Genomic DNA, 19,033 nt, shown 5'->3' on the forward strand with positions numbered 1-19,033 from the left:
GTGCCAGCTGGCACCGCGCCTCCCGTCCGTCTGCGGTCACGACCACCGCGTCAGGCGGGTGTGCCGGCCCGCTCGCCCTCTCCGGTCCACGACCGGGTGCCGCCGTCGTGCACGGCGAGTCGGGTCCGGTGGCCGGCCGCCGTGCCGCGTGCCCGCGCGATCGCGTCTGCGGCGGACACGAGCGTGAGGTGCGACAGCGCCTGCGGGGTGTTCCCGATGTGGTGGCCGGTCGCGACGTCGATCTCCTCGGAGAGCATGCCGACGTCGTTCGCGTACCCGACGAGCACGTCCATCAGCCGCTCGGCGTCCTCGACGCGCCCGGACGCGGCGTACTGCTCGACGAGCCAGAAGGAGCACGCGAGGAACGGGTGCTCGCTGCCGGAGAGCCCGTCGAAGCCGGACGAGGTGCGGTACCGGAGCACGAGGCCGTCGTCGCCGGTCCGGAGGTCCTGCTCGATCGCGGCGACGGTCCCGGTCATCCGCGGGTCACCGGGCTTCACGTAGCCGATCTGCGGCAGGACGAGCAGGCTCGCGTCGACCTCGTCGGTGTCGTAGTGCTGGCGGTAGCTGCCGCGCTCGGCGTTCCACCCGTGCTCCTCGATCTCGGCGCGCACCTCGGCGCGGAGGGTCCGCCAGCGGTCGACCGGGCCCTCGAGGCCGAACTCCTCGACGGCTGCGACGCCGCGGTCGAACGCGGCCCAGATCATCGCGCGCGAGTGCGTGAAGTGCCGACGGGGCCCGCGCATCTCCCAGATGCCGTTGTCGGGCTCCTGCCAGTGCTCCTCGACGTACCCGAGCAGGGCGCGCTGGAGTGCCCACGAGTCGGCGTTCTCCTCGACGCCGAGCTCGCGGGCGTCGTGGAGCGCGGCGAGGACCTCGCCGAAGACGTCCCCCTGGTACTGCGTGTAGGCGCCGTTGCCGATCCGGACCGGCGTGGAGCCCGCGTACCCGGGCAGGTTCGGCAGTTCGCGTTCGGGGAGCTCGCGCTCCCCGGCGATGCCGTACATGATCTGCACGTCGGCGGGGTCGCCGGCGATCGCGCGGAGGAGCCAGCCGCGCCAGTGCATCGCCTCGTCGCGGTACCCGTGCGCGATGAGGGACGCGAGGGCGAGCGAGGCGTCGCGGAGCCAGACGTAGCGGTAGTCCCAGTTGCGTTCGCCGCCGGGGTCCTCCGGCAGGCTGGTCGTCGCGGCCGCCACGACACCGCCGGTCTCGGCGTGGGTCATCGCACGGAGCAGGAGGAGCGACCGGCGGGCCGCCTCGGCGTACCGGCCCTCGGTCCGGGCGGTGGCCATCCAGTCCCGCCACCAGCGCACGGTGCGGTGCAGGGCCTCGTCGACGTCGAGGGGCTCCGGCGGCTCGCGGTGCGACGGGTACCAGGTGAGGACGGTGTCGAGCACGTCGCCGTCGTGCACGGTGGTGGTGGCGGTGTGCCGGTGGTCGTCGGCGCGGAAGCGGACGCCGCGGACGATCACGGACCCGGGTCCCGCCGTGGCCAGCAGTGCGGGGTCCTCGTCGCCGCCGATCTGCCGGACCCAGGGGAGTGCGAGGGCGTAGTCGAACCGGATGCGCAGCGTCTGTCGGAGCTCCACGCTGCCGCGGAGCCCCCGCACCCGCCGGACGATCGTCGCCCGGTGCGCACCGATCGGCATGAACTCGGTGACCTCGACCACGCCGGTGCTCGTCGTCCACACGGTCGCGAGCACGAGCGTGTCGTGGTCGTACCGGCGGGTGGCGGTCGCGTCCGGGTCCGTGGGGCGGAGGGTCCAGTGCCCGTGGTCCTCGGTGCCGAGGATCGAGGCGAAGGTCGACGGGCTGTCGAAGCGGGGCAGGCACGCCCAGTCGACGGTGCCGTCGCGCCCGACGAGCGCGGCGGTGTAGGTGTCGCCGATCAGCGCGTGGTCCTCGATGCGGTTGGTCGGTGTGTCAGCCGGGCTCATGGGCCGATCCAACCACCACCGACTCGGGAGGCCGGGGTGGTTGCTGAGGGATGGCTCAGGCCGGATCGTCCGGGTCGGCGCGGGTGATGCCGACCCGTGCCAGCTCGGACCACATGCCGGCGCCGTCCGGGGCGTAGACCCAGGGCGCCGAGGACTCGCGCGAGCGTTCCTGGGCGCGGGACCGCCCACCGGCGAGGACGGCCTCGCTCGTGGAGAGCTGGCGGATGGCGACGCCCGCGACGTTCTCGGGGTGCGCCCGGGCGAACTCGCCGTAGAGCGACTCGTCGTGCTGCCCGTCGTCGCCGACGAGGAGCCACTGCACGTGCGGGAAGTCCTGGGCGAGTCGTTCGAGGTTCTGCTGCTTGTGGAGTTGGCCGCTGCGGAAGAACCGGTCGTGCGTGGGACCCCAGTCGGTGAGCAGCAGGGTGCCGGAGGGGTAGAGGTTCCGGCTGAGGAAGCGCTGCAGCGTCGGCGCGACGTTCCAGGCGCCGGTGGAGAGGTAGACCGTCGGGGCGCCGGGGTGCTGCGCGAGGACGCGTTCGTACAGCACCGACATGCCCGGGACGGGCCGGCGCCCGTGCTCCGTGAGCACGAAGGAGTTCCAGGCCGCGAGCATCGGGCGGGGGAGCGAGGTCACCATGACGGTGTCGTCGATGTCCGACAGCAGTCCGAACCGCGTGTCCGGGTGCACGATGAAGACGTCGGCCTCGACGTCGCGCATGCCCCCGGCGGACAGCTTGATGGTGCGCCAGCCCGGCTCGAGGTCGATCGGCACGATGGTGTCGACCACGCCGCCGCGGTCGGACTGCACCACGTGCGAGGTCCCGCCGGCGGTGATCGTGACCTCGGCGTCGTCGACCGCGACGCTCGTGAAGCTCCGCCAGCCGCGCACGCCGTAGAAGGAGGCGTCGGATGCGAGGCCCCGACGCGTGAGGAGGACCCGGCAGAGGACGCGGACCCACCCGGGTGCGCCGTAGCCGGTGTACGGGATGACGGTCGGCACCAGCCCCCGGCGGCGCGCCCGGTGCTCGCGGAACTCCTGGACGGCGTCCTCGATGCGGGCCGCCCGGTGGAGGATCGGCTCGGCCAACGACGGCTCGTGGGGCGTCGGGTCGGGCATCGCCCCATCATTCCACGTCCGACCTGGCACACGTACGACCTCACACGTGTACTGGGAGAGTCGCAGCGATATTCCAGCCGGTCTCTGCGACAGTTGTGACCGTCACACCCACATGAGTCGCGCTGTCGGCGCAAGAGGAGAACACGTGCTCGTCACCGAGGTATCGAACGCACTGCCGGGGGGATCATCACTGCTCAGGAACGAGCCGGTCCAAGCCCGCAGTTCGGCGCGCCTCGCCGGCCTCCTCGACGCCGCGGCCGCGGTGATCGACGAGATCGGGTTCGAGCGCCTGACCACCGCGATGGTGGCCGAGCGGGCGGGGGCGTCCATCGGCACCGTCTACCGCTACTTCCCGGACCGCATCGCCGTGGTCGAGGCACTCGCGATCCGGAGCACCCAGCGCCTGGCCGAGCGGTTCATCACCGCCCTCGACACCAGCGAGGCGACGACCTGGCAGGCCGCGTGCGACGCGCTCATCGACGTCACCGCCGAGATGTACCGCACCGAGCCGGGCTTCCGGGCGATCCGCTTCGGCGACGCGGCGGACACCGGCACGGGCGACGCCGAGGACCGGATGGCGGCACTGGGGAGCGCCGTCGCCCACATCATGCACGAGCGGTTCGGCGTGCCGACGGGGGAGCGCATCGAGCGGACCTGGGTGGTCCTCGCCGAGTCGTCGCACGCCGTCCTCGCGCGGGCGCACCGTGACCCGGCGAACCCCGAGACCGCACTGATCGAGGAGTACCGGGCGATGAGCCGCGGGCACCTCGAAGCGGTGATCGCGGCCTCCTGACACGCCGAGCGGCAATCCGACGACGCCCGTCCTCCGAACAGGAGAGACGGGCGTCGTCGCGTCCGGACGCTGCGCATGCGCTGTCCGGGACGCGACACACGTCGTCACGGCTGAACGGGTGTCACACCCGACGGGTACTCTCACTCGGAGTCGGGCTACCTCCGAACAGAAGGGCACCCATGATCGAGTTCCGCTCGGTGCGCAAGACCTACCCGGACGGCACCAACGCGGTCGACGACTTCAGCCTCGTCATCCCCTCGAGGACCACGACGGTCTTCGTCGGGTCGAGCGGCTGCGGCAAGACCACGCTGCTCCGGATGATCAACCGCATGGTCGACCCCAGCGCAGGTGCCGTCGAGATCGACGGGGAGGACGTCGCGGGCGTCGACCCGGTCAAGCTCCGCCGCAGCATCGGCTACGTGATGCAGAACGCCGGGCTGCTGCCGCACCGCAAGGTCGTCGACAACATCGCCACGGTGCCGCTGCTGACGGGGGTCCCGAAGGCCGACGCGCGCCAGCGTGCCCTCGAGCTCATGGACACGGTCGGGCTCGACCGTGCCTTCGCGAACCGGTACCCCTCGCAGCTCTCCGGCGGACAGCAGCAGCGCGTCGGCGTCGCCCGCGGACTCGCGGTCGACCCGAACATCCTGCTCATGGACGAGCCCTTCGGTGCCGTCGACCCGCTCGTGCGGAACGACCTGCAGGACGAGCTCATCAGGCTCCAGCGCGAGCTCGGCAAGACCGTGGTCTTCGTCACGCACGACATCGACGAGGCCTTCAAGCTCGGCGACCAGGTCGTCATCCTCAAGAAGGGCGGCGAGATCGCCCAGCTCGGCACCCCCGCCGAGATCCTCGCCGAGCCCGCCGACGACTTCGTCGCGAACTTCATCGGCGCCGGTCGCGGCCGCCGTGCGCTCCGCGTCGAGCAGACGCCGACCGGGCCGATCGTCGTCGACGGCGAAGGACGCGCCGCCGGTGTGCTCACCGGTCCGGTGCAGGTCGTGGACGCGGCCGAGGCAGTGCCCCAGGAGCAGCGGGGCGACGCGTGAACTGGGTCCTCGGCAACACGGACACGATCAGCGACAACCTGATCGCGCACGTCTGGCTGGCGATCCCGCCGATCGTCATCAGCTTCCTGCTGTCCGTCCCGATCGGCCTGCTCGTGTCGCGCCTTCGGAAGCGCAACGGCGTGGCTCGGGGGACCGCCTCGACGATCGTCGTCGTCGCGAGCCTCTTCTACACGATCCCGGCGCTGCCCCTCTTCCTGGTGCTGCCCGCGATCATCGGCACGAGCACCCTCGACCCGGTGAACGTCGTGATCGCGATGACCATCTTCGGTGTGGCCCTGATGGCCCGGTCCGCCGCCGACGCCATCGACGCGGTCGACCAGGACGTCGTGGGGGCGTCCGAGGCGCTCGGGTACTCGCCCGCACAGCGGTTCTTCAAGGTGGAGCTGCCGCTCGCCGGTCCGGTCCTCCTCGCGGGCATCCGGGTGGTGTCGGTGTCCACGATCAGCCTCATCACGGTCGGCGCGCTCATCGGTGTGCCGAACCTCGGGTTCCTGCTCACCGATGGCCTCAAGCGCGGCATCAGCGCCGAGATCCTCACGGGCATCGTCCTGACCATCGTGCTCGCGCTCGTGTTCGACGCGCTGCTCGTGGCCGTGGGTCGGCTCGCGATGCCGTGGACACGGGGGAGCGGCCGCAACGCCCGTGCCGTCCGACGCCGCGCCGCTGACGACGTCCGAGCGAACGAGGTCTCCGCATGAACCTCTTCGCCCAGGGCATCGCCTGGATCTTCGACCCGGCGAACAACGTCGGGTCCGACGCCGTCGGCGTCCGGCTCTGGGAGCACGTGTGGATCACGTTGCTCACGGTCGCCATCGCCGTCGCGATCGCCGTGCCGGTCGGCCTGCTGATCGGGCACACCGGCAAGGGACGCTCGATCGCGGTGGGCGTCTCCGGCGGCATCCGTGCGCTGCCGACCCTCGGCGTCCTGACGCTGCTCGCACTCTCGATCGGCCTCGGACTCGGGGCGCCGCTCATCGCACTCGTCATCCTCGCGATCCCGTCGGTGCTCGCCGGCGCCTACTCCGGCGTCGAGGCGATCGACCGCGTCGTGATCGACGCCGCCAAGGCGCAGGGCATGACCGGGTGGCAGATCCTCGGCAAGGTCGAGATCCCGCTCGCCCTGCCGCTCATCGTCGGCGGCATCCGTGCCGCCGTGCTGCAGGTCGTCGCCACCGCGACCCTCGTCGGCTACATCAACGCCGGCGGACTCGGCGGCTACGCCTTCTCCGGCATCGCCAACTCGGACTACGCGGAGGTGCTCGGCGGTTCCCTCCTGGTGATCGCCCTCGCCATCGCGTTCGAGATCGTCTTCGCCGCGCTGCAGCGGCTCGCCGTCCCCGCGGGTGTCTCCGCCGGGTCGGCGCGTCTGTCGCGTCGGAGCACCCGCAGCTCAGCACCACGAGCATCAACCCCTGTGGAAGGAACCCACCCGTGATCACAGCAACGACCCGGCGTCTCGCCGCGACGATCGCCGTCGCGTCCGCGGCCGCCATCGCCCTCGCGGGCTGCTCGTCGAGCGACCCGCTCTCCTCCGGCTCCGGCGGTGGGGACTCCAAGACCATCGTCGTCGGCTCGCAGGCGTACCCGTCGAACGAGATCATCGCCGAGCTCTACGCGCAGGAGCTCGAGCACGAGGGCTTCACCGTCACCAAGAAGCTCAACATCGGTCAGCGCAAGGCGTACTGGCCCGAGGTCGCGAAGGGGAGCATCAACGTCTTCCCGGAGTACAACGGCAACCTGCTCAACTACCTCCTGCAGGAGGACGGCAAGTCCACCACGACCGAGACGACGACGGACGGCATCAACACCGCGCTGAAGTCGGCACTGCCGTCGGACGTCAAGGCGCTGCCGTCGGCCGACGCCTCGGACGCCGACACCTACACGGTGACCCAGGCGACGGCGGACAAGTACGGCTTGAAGTCGATCGCCGACCTCTCGAAGATCGGCGGGACGATCTCGATCGCCGCCAACCCGGAGTTCGCCACCGCCGCCTACGGTCCGAAGGGCCTCAAGGAGAAGTACGGCATCACCGGCGAGGTCAACCAGCAGAACGACTCCGGTGGCCCGCTCACGATCAAGGCGATCCAGGACGGTGACTCGCAGGTCGCGGACATCTACTCCGCCAGCGCCTCGATCAAGACCGAGAAGCTCGTCACGCTCGAGGACCCGGAGCACCTCGTGCCGGCGAACAACGTGACCCCGATCGTGTCGAAGGACCTCGACTCGAAGGCCGCGGACGCCATCGAGAAGGTGAACAAGCTCCTCACGACCGACGCGCTCATCGAGCTCAACCGTCAGAACTCGGTGGACCAGAAGTCGGCGGCCTCGGTCGCCAAGGCGTTCCTGCAGGACAACGACCTGCTGTAGCACTCAGTCAGCACAAAACGACAGGTGTCGGGCAACTGCCCGGCACCTGTCGTCGTTCCGAGATCTGGTACCCGCACCGTTGTTCCGCACGGTTGTGCCGTGCAATCCCGCTGCACATCCGTGCACTGAGGGTTCTACAACTTGTCGAACCATGTGTCCGCGAGGTAACGTGTTCGTGTCCCAACGGTTGTGACAGCAGAAGTTCCCCTCCACAGGAAGCAACTGACGTGCACCAACAGCGCGCGGCGAACCGGCTCGGAAACGCCGCATGAACGACATCCTCGATCCGCTCCTCCTGTCGCGGTGGCAGTTCGGTCTGACGACGATCTACCACTTCCTCTTCGTCCCGTTGACGATCGGCATGGCCGTCGTCGTGGCCGTGTTCCAGACGGCCTGGTACCGGACGGGGCGCGCGCACTACCTCCAGCTGACCCGGTTCTTCGGGCGCATCTTCCTCATCAACTTCGCGATGGGCGTCGTGACGGGGATCGTGCAGGAGTTCCAGTTCGGCATGAACTGGTCGAACTACTCCCGGTTCGTCGGTGACGTGTTCGGCGCCCCGCTCGCGCTCGAGGGCATCCTCGCGTTCTTCTTCGAGGCGGCGTTCATCGGCATCTGGATCTTCGGGTGGGACCGCCTGCCGAAGGGCCTGCACCTCGCGAGCATCTGGTGCGTCAGCGCCGGCACGATCATGTCGGCGTACTTCATCATCGCCGCGAACGCGTTCATGCAGCACCCGGTCGGCTTCTCCATGAACGAGGCCAAGGGGCGTGCGGAGCTCACGGACATCTGGGCCGTGCTCGGCAACAAGGTCGCGCTGGCCGCCTTCCCGCACACCCTGTTCGCGTGCTTCATGGTCGCCGCCGCGGTGATCATCTCGGTCGCCGCGTACCACCTGGCGCGCAACCAGAACCTCGAGACGATGATGCCGGCGCTGAAGTTCGGCATGTGGACGATGCTGGCCGCGGGGGCGCTCACGGTGCTCACCGGCGACCAGCTCGGCCTCACGATGGTCGACACCCAGCCGATGAAGATGGCCGCTGCCGAGGCGCTGTACAACACCGCCACCGGCAAGGACGCCTCGTTCTCGATCTTCACACTCGGCACCCCGGACGGCGTGCACGAGCTGTTCTCGATCCGTGTGCCGTACCTGCTCTCGTTCCTGTCGACGCACACCTTCAACGGCACGGTCGAGGGCATCAACGACCTGCAGGCGCAGTACTCGCAGGTCTACGGCCCCGGCGACTACAAGCCGATCATCTGGGTGACCTACTGGTCGTTCCGCTGGATGATCGCGCTCGGTGTCGGCGCGGTGCTGGTCTCGCTCGTCGGGCTCTGGCTGACCCGCAAGGGCCGGTTCCCGACCCAGCGGTGGGTCTGGCGCATCGCCACCTGGACCGTCCCGCTGCCGATGGCCGCGATGATCGTCGGCTGGATCTTCACCGAGATGGGCCGCCAGCCGTGGCTCGTGTTCGGGTTGCTCAAGACGAGCGACGGCGTCTCGCCGAACGTCACCGGGGTCGAGGTCCTCATCTCGCTCATCGTCTTCACGCTCATCTACGGCTCCCTGGCGGTGGTCGAGTTCCGGCTCATCAAGAAGGTCGCGCAAGAGGGCCCCGCCGCCCCGGCGGAGGTCGACGAGGAGACCGGTGAGGTCAAGCACGAAGTGACGGTCTACTGATGGATCTCCCCGTTCTCTGGTTCGCGATCGTCGGCGTCTTCTTCGTCGGCTACTTCGTCCTCGACGGCTTCGACTTCGGTGTCGGCATGTCCCTGCCGTTCCTCGGCAAGGACGACACCGACCGTCGGGTCCTGATCAACACGATCGGTCCGGTGTGGGACCTCAACGAGACCTGGGTCATCGTCGCGGGCGCCTGCCTGTTCGCGGCGTTCCCCGAGTGGTACGCCACGATGTTCTCCGGGTTCTACCTGGCGCTCCTGCTCATCCTCGCGGCGCTCATCGCCCGCGGCGTCTCGTTCGAGTACCGGCACCAGAACAAGCACCTCGAGTGGAAGCGCCGGTTCGACCTCATGATCATCGTCGGCAGCGCGGTGCCGTCGTTCCTCTGGGGCGTCGCGTTCGGCAACGTGGTCCGGGGCATCCCGATGGACGCCGGCCACAACTACACCGGCACGGTGTTCGACCTGCTCAACCCCTTCGCGCTGCTCACCGGCGTGGCGACGCTGCTGGTGTTCTTCACGCACGGCGTCGTCTTCGTCGCGCTGAAGACCGAGGGTGAGATCCGTGCGCGTGCGAAGCGCCTCGCGACCCGGGCGGGCGTGCTGACGATCGTCGTCGGCGCAGGGTTCCTGGTCTGGATGGCCTTCGTGCGGTCCACCCCGACGTCGATCGTCCTGTCGGTCGTCGCCGCGCTCGCCCTGGTCCTCGCGGTGCTCTGCAACGCTTGGGGCAAGGAGGGCCGGGCGTTCACGCTCATGGCGGTCACCATCGCCGCGATCGTCCTGGCGATGTTCACCGCGATCTTCCCGGACGTCATGCCCGCGACGAACGACCCGGCGAACAGCCTGAACGTCTACAACGCCTCGAGCGGCTCGTACACGCTCACGGTGATGAGCTGGGTGGCGCTGATCTTCGTGCCCCTCGTGTTCGCCTACCAGGCGTGGACGTACTGGATCTTCCGCAAGCGCGTGTCCCGGGCCCACGTGACCCAGGCCGCGCACTAGGCGGCGACGGTGAAGCCGCTCGACCCGCGCCTGCTGCGGCTGTCGCGGACGGCCCGTGGCTTCATCGTCGCGGCCGCCGGCACCGGTGTCCTCCGCACGCTCGCGACCATCGCGATCGCGTGGGGGATCGCCGCGGCGGTGACCCTCGGCGTGGACGCCGTCCGTGACGGCAGCGTCCCGGACGCGTTCACCCCGGCGCTCGCGCTCCTCGGCGCGGCGTTCGTCGTCCGGGCCGTGGCCGCCTGGGCCACCGACGACCTCGCCGCACGTGCAGCGGCGAAGGTGAAGAGCGAGCTGCGCGCGACCGTCCTGGCCCGGGCGGCCGAGCGCGGACCGTCGTGGCTCGCCGAGCGCTCGAGTGCGGCCTTCGCGACCACGCTCGGCCCCGGGCTCGACGCCCTCGATGCCTACTTCGGCCGGTACCTGCCGCAGTTGGCCCTCACCGCGATCGCCACGCCGATGCTCGTCGTCGCGATCGGGCTCGGCGACCTGACCAGCGGCCTGATCGTGCTCTGCGCCCTGCCGGTGATCCCGGTGTTCATGATCCTCATCGGCCTCGCGACGCAGGCGCTCCAGCGGAAGCAGTCGGACGCGCTCGCGAAGCTCGGCGGTGCCTTCACCGAGGCAGTCGAGGGGCTGGCGACGCTCAAGGTCTTCGGCCGTGCCCGGCGCCAGGTCGGACGCATCGGCACCGTCACCGACGAGTACCGCCGTGGCACCGTCGGGGTCCTGCGGCTGTCGTTCGTGAGCGGGTTCGCGCTCGAACTCGCCGCGAGCCTGTCCGTCGCGCTCGTCGCGGTGTCGATCGGCATCCGACTCGTCGACGGCTCGCTCGGGCTCGGCGCCGCGATGTTCGTGCTCGTCCTCGCTCCGGAGGCCTTCGCCCCGATCCGCCAGGTCGGCGCCGACTTCCACGCGGCACAGGACGGCGTCGAGGCCTCGACCGCCGTGCTCGACGTCCTCGACGACACCACGGCGCCCGCGGCACGTCCCGGAGCCGTCCCCGCCGCCGACCACCTGGTGCTGGACCGACTCACCGTGCGCCGTCCCGACGTCGTGATCGGTCCGCTCGACCTCCGCGCCGGACCGGGCACGATCGTCGTCCTGGCCGGCCCGAGCGGCTCCGGCAAGTCCAGTCTCATCGCCGCGGTCCGCGGAGCCCTGCCCCACGACGGCACGGTGACCGTGCCGGGCCCCGACGGCAGCACGGTCGCCGAGCGCACGACCTGGGCCGACCAGCGCCCACGACTCGTCCGCGGCACGATCGCCGAGAACGTCGCGCTCAGCGCGACCCCCGACGAGCCAGCGGTCCGTACCGCCCTGGGCGAGGCGGGGCTGGGACTCGACCCGCGCCTCCAGGTCGGTTCCGGCGGCAGCGGCCTGTCCGGCGGCCAGGCGCAGCGCGTCGCGGTGGCGCGCGCCCTGTACCGCGCGCGGCGGACGGGGACGGAGCTCGTGCTGCTCGACGAGCCGACCTCCGCGCTGGACGCCGACGCCGAGGCTCACGTCGTCCGCACGCTCCGCCGCCTCGCCGACGACGGGGCCGTCGTCGTGGTCGCGAGCCACCGGCCCGCGGTCGTCGCGGCGGCGGACGTCCGCGTCGACGTGCGGCCGGACGGCGCGGTCGCGGTCACCCGTGTCGACGGGCGACCGGGTGGCGCGGTCGCGGTCACCAGCACGGACGGGGTGCGGGCATGACCCGGGAGGCGCGAGGGGCCCACGGCGCCGGTTCCGGTCCGACGCGCCAGCGGCGGGGCGGCCGTGCCGGCGGGGACGCCTCCGTCCTGCGGCTCGCGATGCCGCACGGGGCCGGTTGGGCCAAGGCGGTCACGGCCGGTGCGCTCAGTGCGGTCTGCGCCGTGGCGCTCCTCGCCGCGAGCGGGTACCTCATCACGCGTGCGGCCGAGCACCCGCCGATCCTCTACCTGACGCTCGTGATGGTGGGCGTCCGCGCGTTCGCGCTCGGCCGTGCGGCGCTCCGGTACGTGGACCGCCTCGCCGGACACGACGCCTCGTTCCGGCAGCTCGCGGTCGTGCGCACCGAGATGTACCGCCGACTGTCGTCGATCGCTCCGGCGGGACTCGGCTCCACCGGTCGCGGCGACCTCCTCACGCGGCTCGTCACCGACACCGACCGGCTGCAGGACCTGCCCATCCGCGTCGTCGGTCCGCTCGTGTCCGCCGGCGTGGCCGCGCTGCTCTCCGTCGTCGCGGTCGCGTTCGTGTCGGTGCCGGCGGCGCTCGTGCTGCTCGTCGCCCTCGCCGTGGCCGCACTGCTCGGGTCGGTCGTCACCCTCTCGATCGCACGGCGCTCCGACGAGCAGACGGCCGCGGAACGCGGGCACGTCGCCGACCTCGTGCTCGACACGGTGCGGACGCTCGACGTCTTCGCCGCCTACGGCACGCTCGACGAACGGCTCGACCACATCGCCCGGCTCGACGCCCGGGTGACCGCGGCCGTGCGGCGCCGGGGGACGGTCGAGTCACTCGTCGGGGCCCTGGTCGGCCTCGTCGGCGGTGGCGCGGTCATCGGGATCCTGGCCGTAGGCGTCCCCGCGGTCGTCACCGGCGCGCTCGACGGACCGCTCTGGGCCCTCGCCGTGTTCGTGCCGCTCGCCCTGTTCGAGGTCGTCGGCGGGGTCCCGCTCGCGGTGCTGACGCTGCGCCGGGTCCGGGCCGCGGCCGACCGGGTGGAGCGGGTCGTCCCGGCGGAGGTGCCGGCCGGCATCGTCCCGGAGCCGGACGCGGACGCCGATCCCGCCTCGCTCGTGGTCGACGGGCCCGTCGCCGTCTCGCTGCGCGACGTGACGGTGCGCTGGCCCGGTGCCGCGGCGGCCGCCGTCGACCGGGTGTCGTTGGACCTCCGACCCGGCGAGGTCGTCGTGCTCGAGGGGCCGAGCGGCGCGGGCAAGTCGACGCTCGTGGACGCGCTCGTCCGGTTCGTCGACCACGAGGGCTCGTACACGCTCGACGGGGTCGAGGCGAAGGACATGCACCCCGACGCCGTCCGCGCCCGCGTCGGGCTGATCGAGCAGGACCCGTTCGTGTTCGACCAGTCCGTGCGGCAGAACCTGCTGTTCGCCCGCGACACCGCGACCGACGAGGACCTGGTCGCCGTGCTCGACCGGGTCGGGCTCGGGGCGTGGGTGCAGCGACGCGGTGGACTCGACGCGGGCGTGGGGGAGCGCGGTGCCCTCGTGTCCGGCGGGCAGGCGCACCGGCTCGCGCTCGCCCGGGCGCTCCTGCACGCGTTCCCGGTGCTCGTGCTCGACGAGCCGACGGCCGACATCGACCCCGACCTCGGCGACACCGTGCTGCGCGACCTCGTCGGGGCCGCGCGGCAGGACGGCAGGACGGTCGTCATCGTGTCGCACGTGCCGGTGGCGGCGGACCTCGTCGACCGGACGCTGCGGATGCGCGACGGGCGGCTCGCGGCGGTGTGAGCCGAGCACCTGCCGGCGGTGGGTCGACTCCGGTGCGGTGATCCGTTCCTCCAGGCTTATATCCTTGATGACCGGAGCGCGTCCGACGGACGTGATCCGTGCCTCCAGACTGAATGAGAGTTCCGTGACCACCGAGCCGTACCCCGAGGACCCGAACGCCTACGACTTCCGTCGTCTGCAGGAGAAGTGGCAGCCGCGCTGGGAGGAGCTCGGGCTCTTCACGACCGACCTCGACGACACGCGTCCGCGGAAGTACATCCTCGAGATGTTCCCGTACCCGTCCGGCGACCTGCACATGGGGCACGCCGAGAACTGGGCGCTCGGCGACTTCGTGGCGCGGTACTGGCGGCAGCAGGGCTTCAACGTGCTGCACCCGATCGGCTGGGACTCGTTCGGCCTGCCGGCCGAGAACGCGGCGATCAAGCGCGGGGTCGACCCGAAGGACTGGACCTACGCGAACATCGAGCAGCAGAAGGCGTCGTTCAAGCGCTACGCGCCGTCGTTCGACTGGACCACCGAGATCCACACCTCGGACCCCGAGTACTACAAGTGGAACCAGTGGCTGTTCCTGAAGATGTACGAGAAGGGGCTGGCCTACCGCAAGGACAGCTGGGTCAACTGGGACCCGGTGGACCAGACCGTCCTCGCGAACGAGCAGGTGCTGGCGGACGGCACCTCGGACCGCTCCGGCGCAGTCGTCGTCAAGAAGAAGCTGACGCAGTGGTACTTCAAGATCACCGAGTACGCGGACCGGCTGCTCGACGACCTCAACCAGCTCGAGGGCCGGTGGCCGGCGAAGGTCATCGCGCAGCAGCGGAACTGGATCGGGCGCTCGGTCGGCGCGGACGTCGACTTCGTGATCGAGGGCCGCGACGAGCCCGTCACGGTGTTCACCACGCGTCCGGACACGATCCACGGGGTGACGTTCCTCGTGGTGGCGCCGGATTCTGACCTGGCTGCTGCGCTGGTGGCTGACGCATCCGTGTCGGACGACGTCCGGGCTGCGTTCGACGCATACCTCGTCGCCACGCAGAAGACCTCGGAGATCGACCGGCAGAACGCCGACCGCCCGAAGACCGGTGTGCCGCTCGGTCGCTTCGCGATCCACCCGCTGACGGGGGAGCACCTGCCGATCTGGGCCGCCGACTACGTGCTGGCCGACTACGGTCACGGCGCGGTCATGGCCGTCCCGGCGCACGACCAGCGCGACCTCGACTTCGCGCGGGCGTTCGACCTGCCGGTGAAGGTCGTCGTCGACACGAACGCCGCGGTGACCGGGGCGATCCCGGTGATCCCCGAGGGTGCCTCGCTCGACGACCTGCCCGCGCTCGACCCGGTGTCGACGGGTGAGGCCCTGACCGGCACCGGTCGGATGATCAACTCCGGCCCGCTCGACGGCATGTCCAAGCAGCACGCGATCACCGCGGCGATCTCCCTGCTCGAGGAGCGCGGCACCGGCCGTGCCGCCAAGACCTACCGCCTGCGCGACTGGCTCATCTCGCGCCAGCGCTTCTGGGGCACCCCGATCCCGATCATCCACGGGGCCGACGGCACCGAGCACCCGGTGCCGATGGACCAGCTGCCCGTCCGGCTGCCCGACACCGAGGGGCTCGACCTCAAGCCGAAGGGCACCTCGCCGCTCGGTGGCGCGACCGACTGGGTGAACGTGCCGAACCCGGTGGACGGCACCCCCGCGCTCCGCGACACCGACACGATGGACACCTTCGTCGACTCGTCGTGGTACTTCCTGCGCTTCCTGGCGGCGAACGACGACACGCAGGCGTTCGACCCCGCCGTCGCACGCAAGTGGGCCCCGGTCGACCAGTACATCGGCGGCATCGAGCACGCGATCCTGCACCTGCTGTACGCGCGCTTCGTGACCAAGGTGCTGTTCGACCTCGGCTACCTCGACTTCACCGAGCCGTTCTCGGCGCTGCTCAACCAGGGCATGGTGCTGTCCGGCGGCTCGAAGATGTCGAAGTCGAAGGGTGGCGTCTCGCTCGGTGACGAGCTCGACGCGAACGGTGTCGACGCGATCCGCCTGGTGATGGGCTTCGCCGGGCCTCCAGAGGACGACATCAACTGGGAGGACGTCTCCCCGTCCGCCTCGGCCCGCTTCCTCGCCCGTGCCTACCGGCTGGCGCTCGACGTCACGTCGTCGCCGGACGTCGTGTGGGCGGACGGCGACCGCGCCCTGCGGCAGGTCACGCACCGGTTCCTGGCCGATGCGCCGGGGATGATGGAGTCGTTCAAGTTCAACGTCGTGATCGCGCGGCTCATGGACCTGGTGAACGTCACCCGCAAGGCGATCGACAACGGTCCGGGCGCGGCTGACCCCGCCGTCCGCGAGGCCGTCGAGACCATCGCGCTCGGCCTGAGCGTCTTCGCGCCGTACACCGGCGAGGAGATGTGGGAGAAGCTGGGCTACGAGGCCACCGTCGCCACGTACGGCTGGCGGAAGGCCGACCCGACGCTGCTCGTGCAGGAGTCGCTGACCGCGGTCGTGCAGGTCAACGGCAAGGTGCGGGACTCGTTCGAGGTGTCGAAGTCGATCGAGCCGTCGGAGCTGGAGGCGCTCGCTCGGGCGTCGGCGAACGTCCAGCGGTACATCGGGGACCGCGAGATCGTGAAGGTGATCGTGCGGGCGCCGAAGCTCGTGAACATCGCGATCAAGGGGTAGCGCGCCGTTCGTCCTCCACAGGTTGGGCGGGCGGACGGTCGTCCACCGATCGTCGTTGCGGGGTCCGGCCGGGTGGTCGGGCTCCGTAGCGTGCGGGCATGTCGTCTGGTGATGGTGGAGCCACGGGACCGTCCAGCGGGGCTGGGGCGGCGTCGGCGGGTGGGTCTGCGCGGTCGTGGGCCGCTGGGCTGGCGTTGTCGCCGCGGACGGCGGTCCTGCTGGCGGGGCTCGTCGTCCTGGTCGCCGGGGTCGTGGTGGCGGTCGGGTCGTGGTCGGGTTCGTCATCGTCTGCGAGCGGTGACGGCGACGGTCCGCTATCGGTGGCGGGTGCTCCGTCAGCGGTGCCGTCCCGTTCTCCGGGTGGGGGTCCTCCGTCTTCGTCGGCCGCCCCGCTCGTGGTCGTGCACGTCGTCGGGGCGGTGGCACGTCCGGGCATCGTGACGCTTCCCGGGGGCAGCCGTGTGTCCGACGCGGTCGAGCGGGCCGGGGGCGCTCGAGACGACGCGGACCTGGCTCGGCTGAACCTCGCGCGGGTGCCGGTGGACGGCGAGCGGTTGTACGTGCCGAAGGTGGGGGAGACGGACATCCCGGCAGCGCTCGACGGTTCGAGCGGGAGCGGCGGCGGCGGTGCTGGAGCCGGGTCGGATGGTGCCGGTGGTGGTGCCGGGTCTGCCGACGATGCCGTCGTCGACCTCAACACGGCCGATCAGACATTGCTCGAGACCCTGCCCGGGATCGGGCCGTCACTCGCGGGCCGGATCCTCGCGTGGCGCGACGAGCACGGACGGTTCGCCGCCGTCGAGGACCTGCTCGACGTCAGCGGCATCGGTGACGTCCGGTTCGCGGAGCTCCGCGACCGCGTGCGGGTCTGATCGGGGCCGGCGGTGGCGGTCGACCTCGCTCCCGGCGTGCGGGACCTGCGAGTGGCCGGTCCCGCGACGGCCGCGTGGGTGTGTGCGGCCGTGCTGGTCGGGGTACCGGGCAGCGCAGGGTGGTTCGGGCTCGTCGGCGCGGCCGTCGCGTGTGGCGGCATCGCGTGGCTGGTGGTGGGGTGTCAGCGGCGGGCTCTGGGCGTCGTGGGACTCGTGGTGGCGTCGGCCGCGTTCTGCACCACGGTGGCGGTCGCCGTGGTGGCCGGCGACGACCGGCGGAGCCCTGCCGTCCTCGACGGTGTCCGGACGGTCGCCGTGGAGATCGTGCTCGACCGGGACCTCGCGGCGGGTGACCGGTCGGTGCTCGGGACCCTGGTGACCGCGGAGGACGTCGACGGGCTGCGCGTGCCGGTTCGGGTCGTCCCCACGGCGCGCGGCGCGGGCGGGGCTGTCGCCGCGGGGAGTCGGGTACACGGGGTGGCGACGCTCGAAGCGGACGAGCCGGGGAGCACGACGTCGTTCGTGGTGTTCCTGCGCGGTGAGGTCCGGACCGAGCCGACGACGGGACTCCTCGCGGCCACCGATCGGGCACGCCGAGCGTTCGTGTCCGCGAGCGCGACCCTGCCGGAACCCGGAGCCTCGTTGTTGCGCGGTCTGGCGATCGGCGACCGGAGCGGACTCGACCCCGCGACCGAGGCCGCGATGGAGACCTCGGCGCTCACCCACCTGACCGCCGTGTCCGGCGCGAACTGCGCGGTGATCGTGGGACTCGTGGTCGTGCTGGGGCGGGCCGTCGGCCTCCCGCGAGCGGGTCGGGCGGTGGTGGCGATCGCGCTCCTGCTGGCGTTCGTCGTGCTGGTCCGTCCGGACCCCTCGATCGTGCGGGCGACCGTGATGGCGGTGGTCGTGCTCGTGGTGCACCTCACGGGACGTCCGGTGCGTGGGGTCCCGCTGATCGCCCTCGCCGTGGTCGGGATGCTCGTCGTCGACCCCTGGTACGCCCGGTCGTTCGCGTTCACCCTGTCGGTGCTCGCGACGAGTGGGATCGTGGTCCTCGGTCCGCCGCTGACGGCGCTGTTCGCACGACGGATGTGGACGCCGGTGGCGGCAGCGCTCGCGATCCCCGTCGCGGCGCAGCTCGCCTGCTGGCCGGTCACGATCCCGTTGTCGGCCACGTTCCCGACCTACGCGGTCCCGGCGAACCTGCTGACCGAGCCGCTCGCGCCGATCGTGACGGTGGTCGGGCTCGCCGCGTGCCTGACCGCGCCGCTGTGGCCGTGGGGCGGTTCGGTGCTCGCTGCGGTGGCGTGGGCGCCCGCCAGCGCGATCGGAGGCATCGCGCACGGAGCGGCTGCGCTCCCGTACGCCGCCGCGCCCTGGCCAGCCGGAGTGCTCGGGGTGGTCGGCGCTGCCGTCGTGAGCGCCTCGGTCGCGGTGGCGGTCCTCGCGCCCCGAGCGGTCCGCTTCCGCCTGCTCCTCGCCGCGTGCACGGTCGCAGCGGTCGGGATCGTGTCCGTCGCCGTGCCACGACTCGTCGTGCGCGCGGGGCTGCCCGGCGACTGGGCCGTCGCCGCGTGCGACGTGGGACAGGGTGACGCGGTGCTCGTCCGCGGCGGGAGCGGCACCGCACTGGTGGACGTCGGCGACGATCCGGCGCGACTCGGCGCCTGCCTGGACCTCCTCGGCGTCGACCGGGTCGACCTGCTCGTGCTGACGCACTTCGACCGGGACCACGTCGGTGCGGTCGCGTCGGTCGCGGACCGTGTGACGACCGCGCTCGTCGGGCCCACCGGACGGGCCGAGGACGAGCGCGTCCTCCGTTCGCTCGTCGACGCGGGCATCGACGTCCGCACGGCCGACGACACGACATCGGGCACGCTCGGGCCACTCCGGTGGCGGGTGGTGTGGCCGCGGTCGGGTGCGCGGGACGCCGGCAACGACGCGAGTCTGGTCCTCCGCACGGAACCCGGGCCGGGCTGCACGTCGTGTGTCGCCGGGCTGTTCCTCGGAGACCTGGGGGAGACCGCGCAGCGCCGGCTCCGCGGTGTCCTGGCGACCCAGGC

Annotated in this window: 13 protein-coding genes and 1 pseudogene; 12 read left to right on the forward strand and 2 right to left on the reverse strand. The window is 71.4% G+C overall.

All coding sequences use genetic code 11. The features are described 5' to 3' along the window. Positions 1 to 50 precede the first annotated feature (50 nt). Positions 51 to 1,940, reverse strand: a complete 1,890-nt coding sequence (locus tag BIV03_RS04395; protein WP_071294808.1) for a glycoside hydrolase family 15 protein — start codon at positions 1,938 to 1,940, stop codon at positions 51 to 53. Positions 1,941 to 1,995: 55 nt separating this feature from the next. Continuing rightward, complete coding sequence (locus BIV03_RS04400; RefSeq protein ID WP_071294809.1) at positions 1,996 to 3,060, reverse strand: App1 family protein; 1,065 nt, start codon at positions 3,058 to 3,060, stop codon at positions 1,996 to 1,998. Between the two features lie 112 nt (positions 3,061 to 3,172). Here BIV03_RS04400 and BIV03_RS19445 point away from each other — a divergent pair, with 112 nt between their 5' ends. From BIV03_RS19445 to BIV03_RS20285, 12 genes and pseudogenes are all read left to right on the forward strand, one after another. Then, the gene (locus tag BIV03_RS19445) at positions 3,173 to 3,853 is read left to right on the forward strand and encodes a TetR/AcrR family transcriptional regulator (RefSeq protein WP_070418670.1); all 681 of its coding nucleotides are present in this window, start codon (positions 3,173 to 3,175) and stop codon (positions 3,851 to 3,853) included. Between the two features lie 179 nt (positions 3,854 to 4,032). Further along, positions 4,033 to 4,902 carry an ABC transporter ATP-binding protein gene (locus BIV03_RS04410; RefSeq protein WP_070418671.1) on the forward strand — a complete coding sequence of 290 codons (870 nt, stop codon included), beginning with the start codon at positions 4,033 to 4,035 and terminating at the stop codon, positions 4,900 to 4,902. Further along, positions 4,899 to 5,621, forward strand: coding sequence for an ABC transporter permease (locus BIV03_RS04415; RefSeq protein WP_070418672.1), 723 nt, complete (start codon positions 4,899 to 4,901; stop codon positions 5,619 to 5,621). Before BIV03_RS04410 ends, BIV03_RS04415 begins: the two co-directional genes overlap by 4 nt. Beyond that, entirely contained in the window at positions 5,618 to 6,358 is a 741-nt protein-coding gene (locus BIV03_RS04420; protein WP_070418673.1) for an ABC transporter permease, read from the forward strand. Before BIV03_RS04415 ends, BIV03_RS04420 begins: the two co-directional genes overlap by 4 nt. Then, complete coding sequence (locus tag BIV03_RS04425) at positions 6,355 to 7,290, forward strand: ABC transporter substrate-binding protein (protein WP_070418674.1); 936 nt, start codon at positions 6,355 to 6,357, stop codon at positions 7,288 to 7,290. The genes BIV03_RS04420 and BIV03_RS04425 overlap by 4 nt, the downstream gene beginning before the upstream one ends. 268 nt (positions 7,291 to 7,558) lie before the next feature. Further along, the gene (locus BIV03_RS04430) at positions 7,559 to 8,971 is read left to right on the forward strand and encodes a cytochrome ubiquinol oxidase subunit I (RefSeq protein WP_070418675.1); all 1,413 of its coding nucleotides are present in this window, start codon (positions 7,559 to 7,561) and stop codon (positions 8,969 to 8,971) included. Further along, positions 8,971 to 9,975 (forward strand): cytochrome d ubiquinol oxidase subunit II, encoded by a 1,005-nt coding sequence (gene cydB / locus BIV03_RS04435; protein WP_071294810.1) that lies wholly within the window; start codon positions 8,971 to 8,973, stop codon positions 9,973 to 9,975. Before BIV03_RS04430 ends, cydB begins: the two co-directional genes overlap by 1 nt. A 9-nt stretch (positions 9,976 to 9,984) precedes the next feature. Then, the gene (cydD, locus tag BIV03_RS04440) at positions 9,985 to 11,673 is read left to right on the forward strand and encodes a thiol reductant ABC exporter subunit CydD (protein WP_071294811.1); all 1,689 of its coding nucleotides are present in this window, start codon (positions 9,985 to 9,987) and stop codon (positions 11,671 to 11,673) included. Next, on the forward strand, positions 11,670 to 13,418 hold the full coding sequence (gene cydC, locus BIV03_RS04445; protein WP_083403201.1) for a thiol reductant ABC exporter subunit CydC: 1,749 nt from the start codon (positions 11,670 to 11,672) through the stop codon (positions 13,416 to 13,418). The genes cydD and cydC overlap by 4 nt, the downstream gene beginning before the upstream one ends. A gap of 124 nt (positions 13,419 to 13,542) precedes the next feature. Beyond that, entirely contained in the window at positions 13,543 to 16,098 is a 2,556-nt protein-coding gene (leuS, locus tag BIV03_RS04450) for a leucine--tRNA ligase (RefSeq protein ID WP_071294812.1), read from the forward strand. 401 nt (positions 16,099 to 16,499) lie between these two features. After that, positions 16,500 to 16,970 carry a ComEA family DNA-binding protein gene (locus BIV03_RS20085; RefSeq protein ID WP_254790729.1) on the forward strand — a complete coding sequence of 157 codons (471 nt, stop codon included), beginning with the start codon at positions 16,500 to 16,502 and terminating at the stop codon, positions 16,968 to 16,970. A 603-nt stretch (positions 16,971 to 17,573) separates the two neighbouring features. Then, positions 17,574 to 18,968 (forward strand): annotated as a pseudogene (locus tag BIV03_RS20285) (ComEC/Rec2 family competence protein); the annotation flags it as partial. Between the last annotated feature and the right edge of the window lie 65 nt (positions 18,969 to 19,033).

Source organism: Curtobacterium sp. MCBA15_016, from assembly GCF_001865105.1.
Classification (GTDB): Bacteria; Actinomycetota; Actinomycetes; order Actinomycetales; family Microbacteriaceae; genus Curtobacterium.

Excerpts from the sequence above, each read along its gene's own strand:
- BIV03_RS04395 (WP_071294808.1), bottom strand. The coding sequence starts at position 1,940 with ATGAGCCCGGCTGACACACCGACCAACCGCATCGAGGACCACGCGCTG.
- BIV03_RS04400 (WP_071294809.1), bottom strand. The coding sequence starts at position 3,060 with ATGCCCGACCCGACGCCCCACGAGCCGTCGTTGGCCGAGCCGATCCTC.
- BIV03_RS19445 (WP_070418670.1), top strand. The coding sequence starts at position 3,173 with ATGAGTCGCGCTGTCGGCGCAAGAGGAGAACACGTGCTCGTCACCGAG.
- BIV03_RS04410 (WP_070418671.1), top strand. The coding sequence starts at position 4,033 with ATGATCGAGTTCCGCTCGGTGCGCAAGACCTACCCGGACGGCACCAAC.
- BIV03_RS04420 (WP_070418673.1), top strand. The coding sequence starts at position 5,618 with ATGAACCTCTTCGCCCAGGGCATCGCCTGGATCTTCGACCCGGCGAAC.
- BIV03_RS04430 (WP_070418675.1), top strand. The coding sequence starts at position 7,559 with ATGAACGACATCCTCGATCCGCTCCTCCTGTCGCGGTGGCAGTTCGGT.
- cydB (WP_071294810.1), top strand. The coding sequence starts at position 8,971 with ATGGATCTCCCCGTTCTCTGGTTCGCGATCGTCGGCGTCTTCTTCGTC.
- cydC (WP_083403201.1), top strand. The coding sequence starts at position 11,670 with ATGACCCGGGAGGCGCGAGGGGCCCACGGCGCCGGTTCCGGTCCGACG.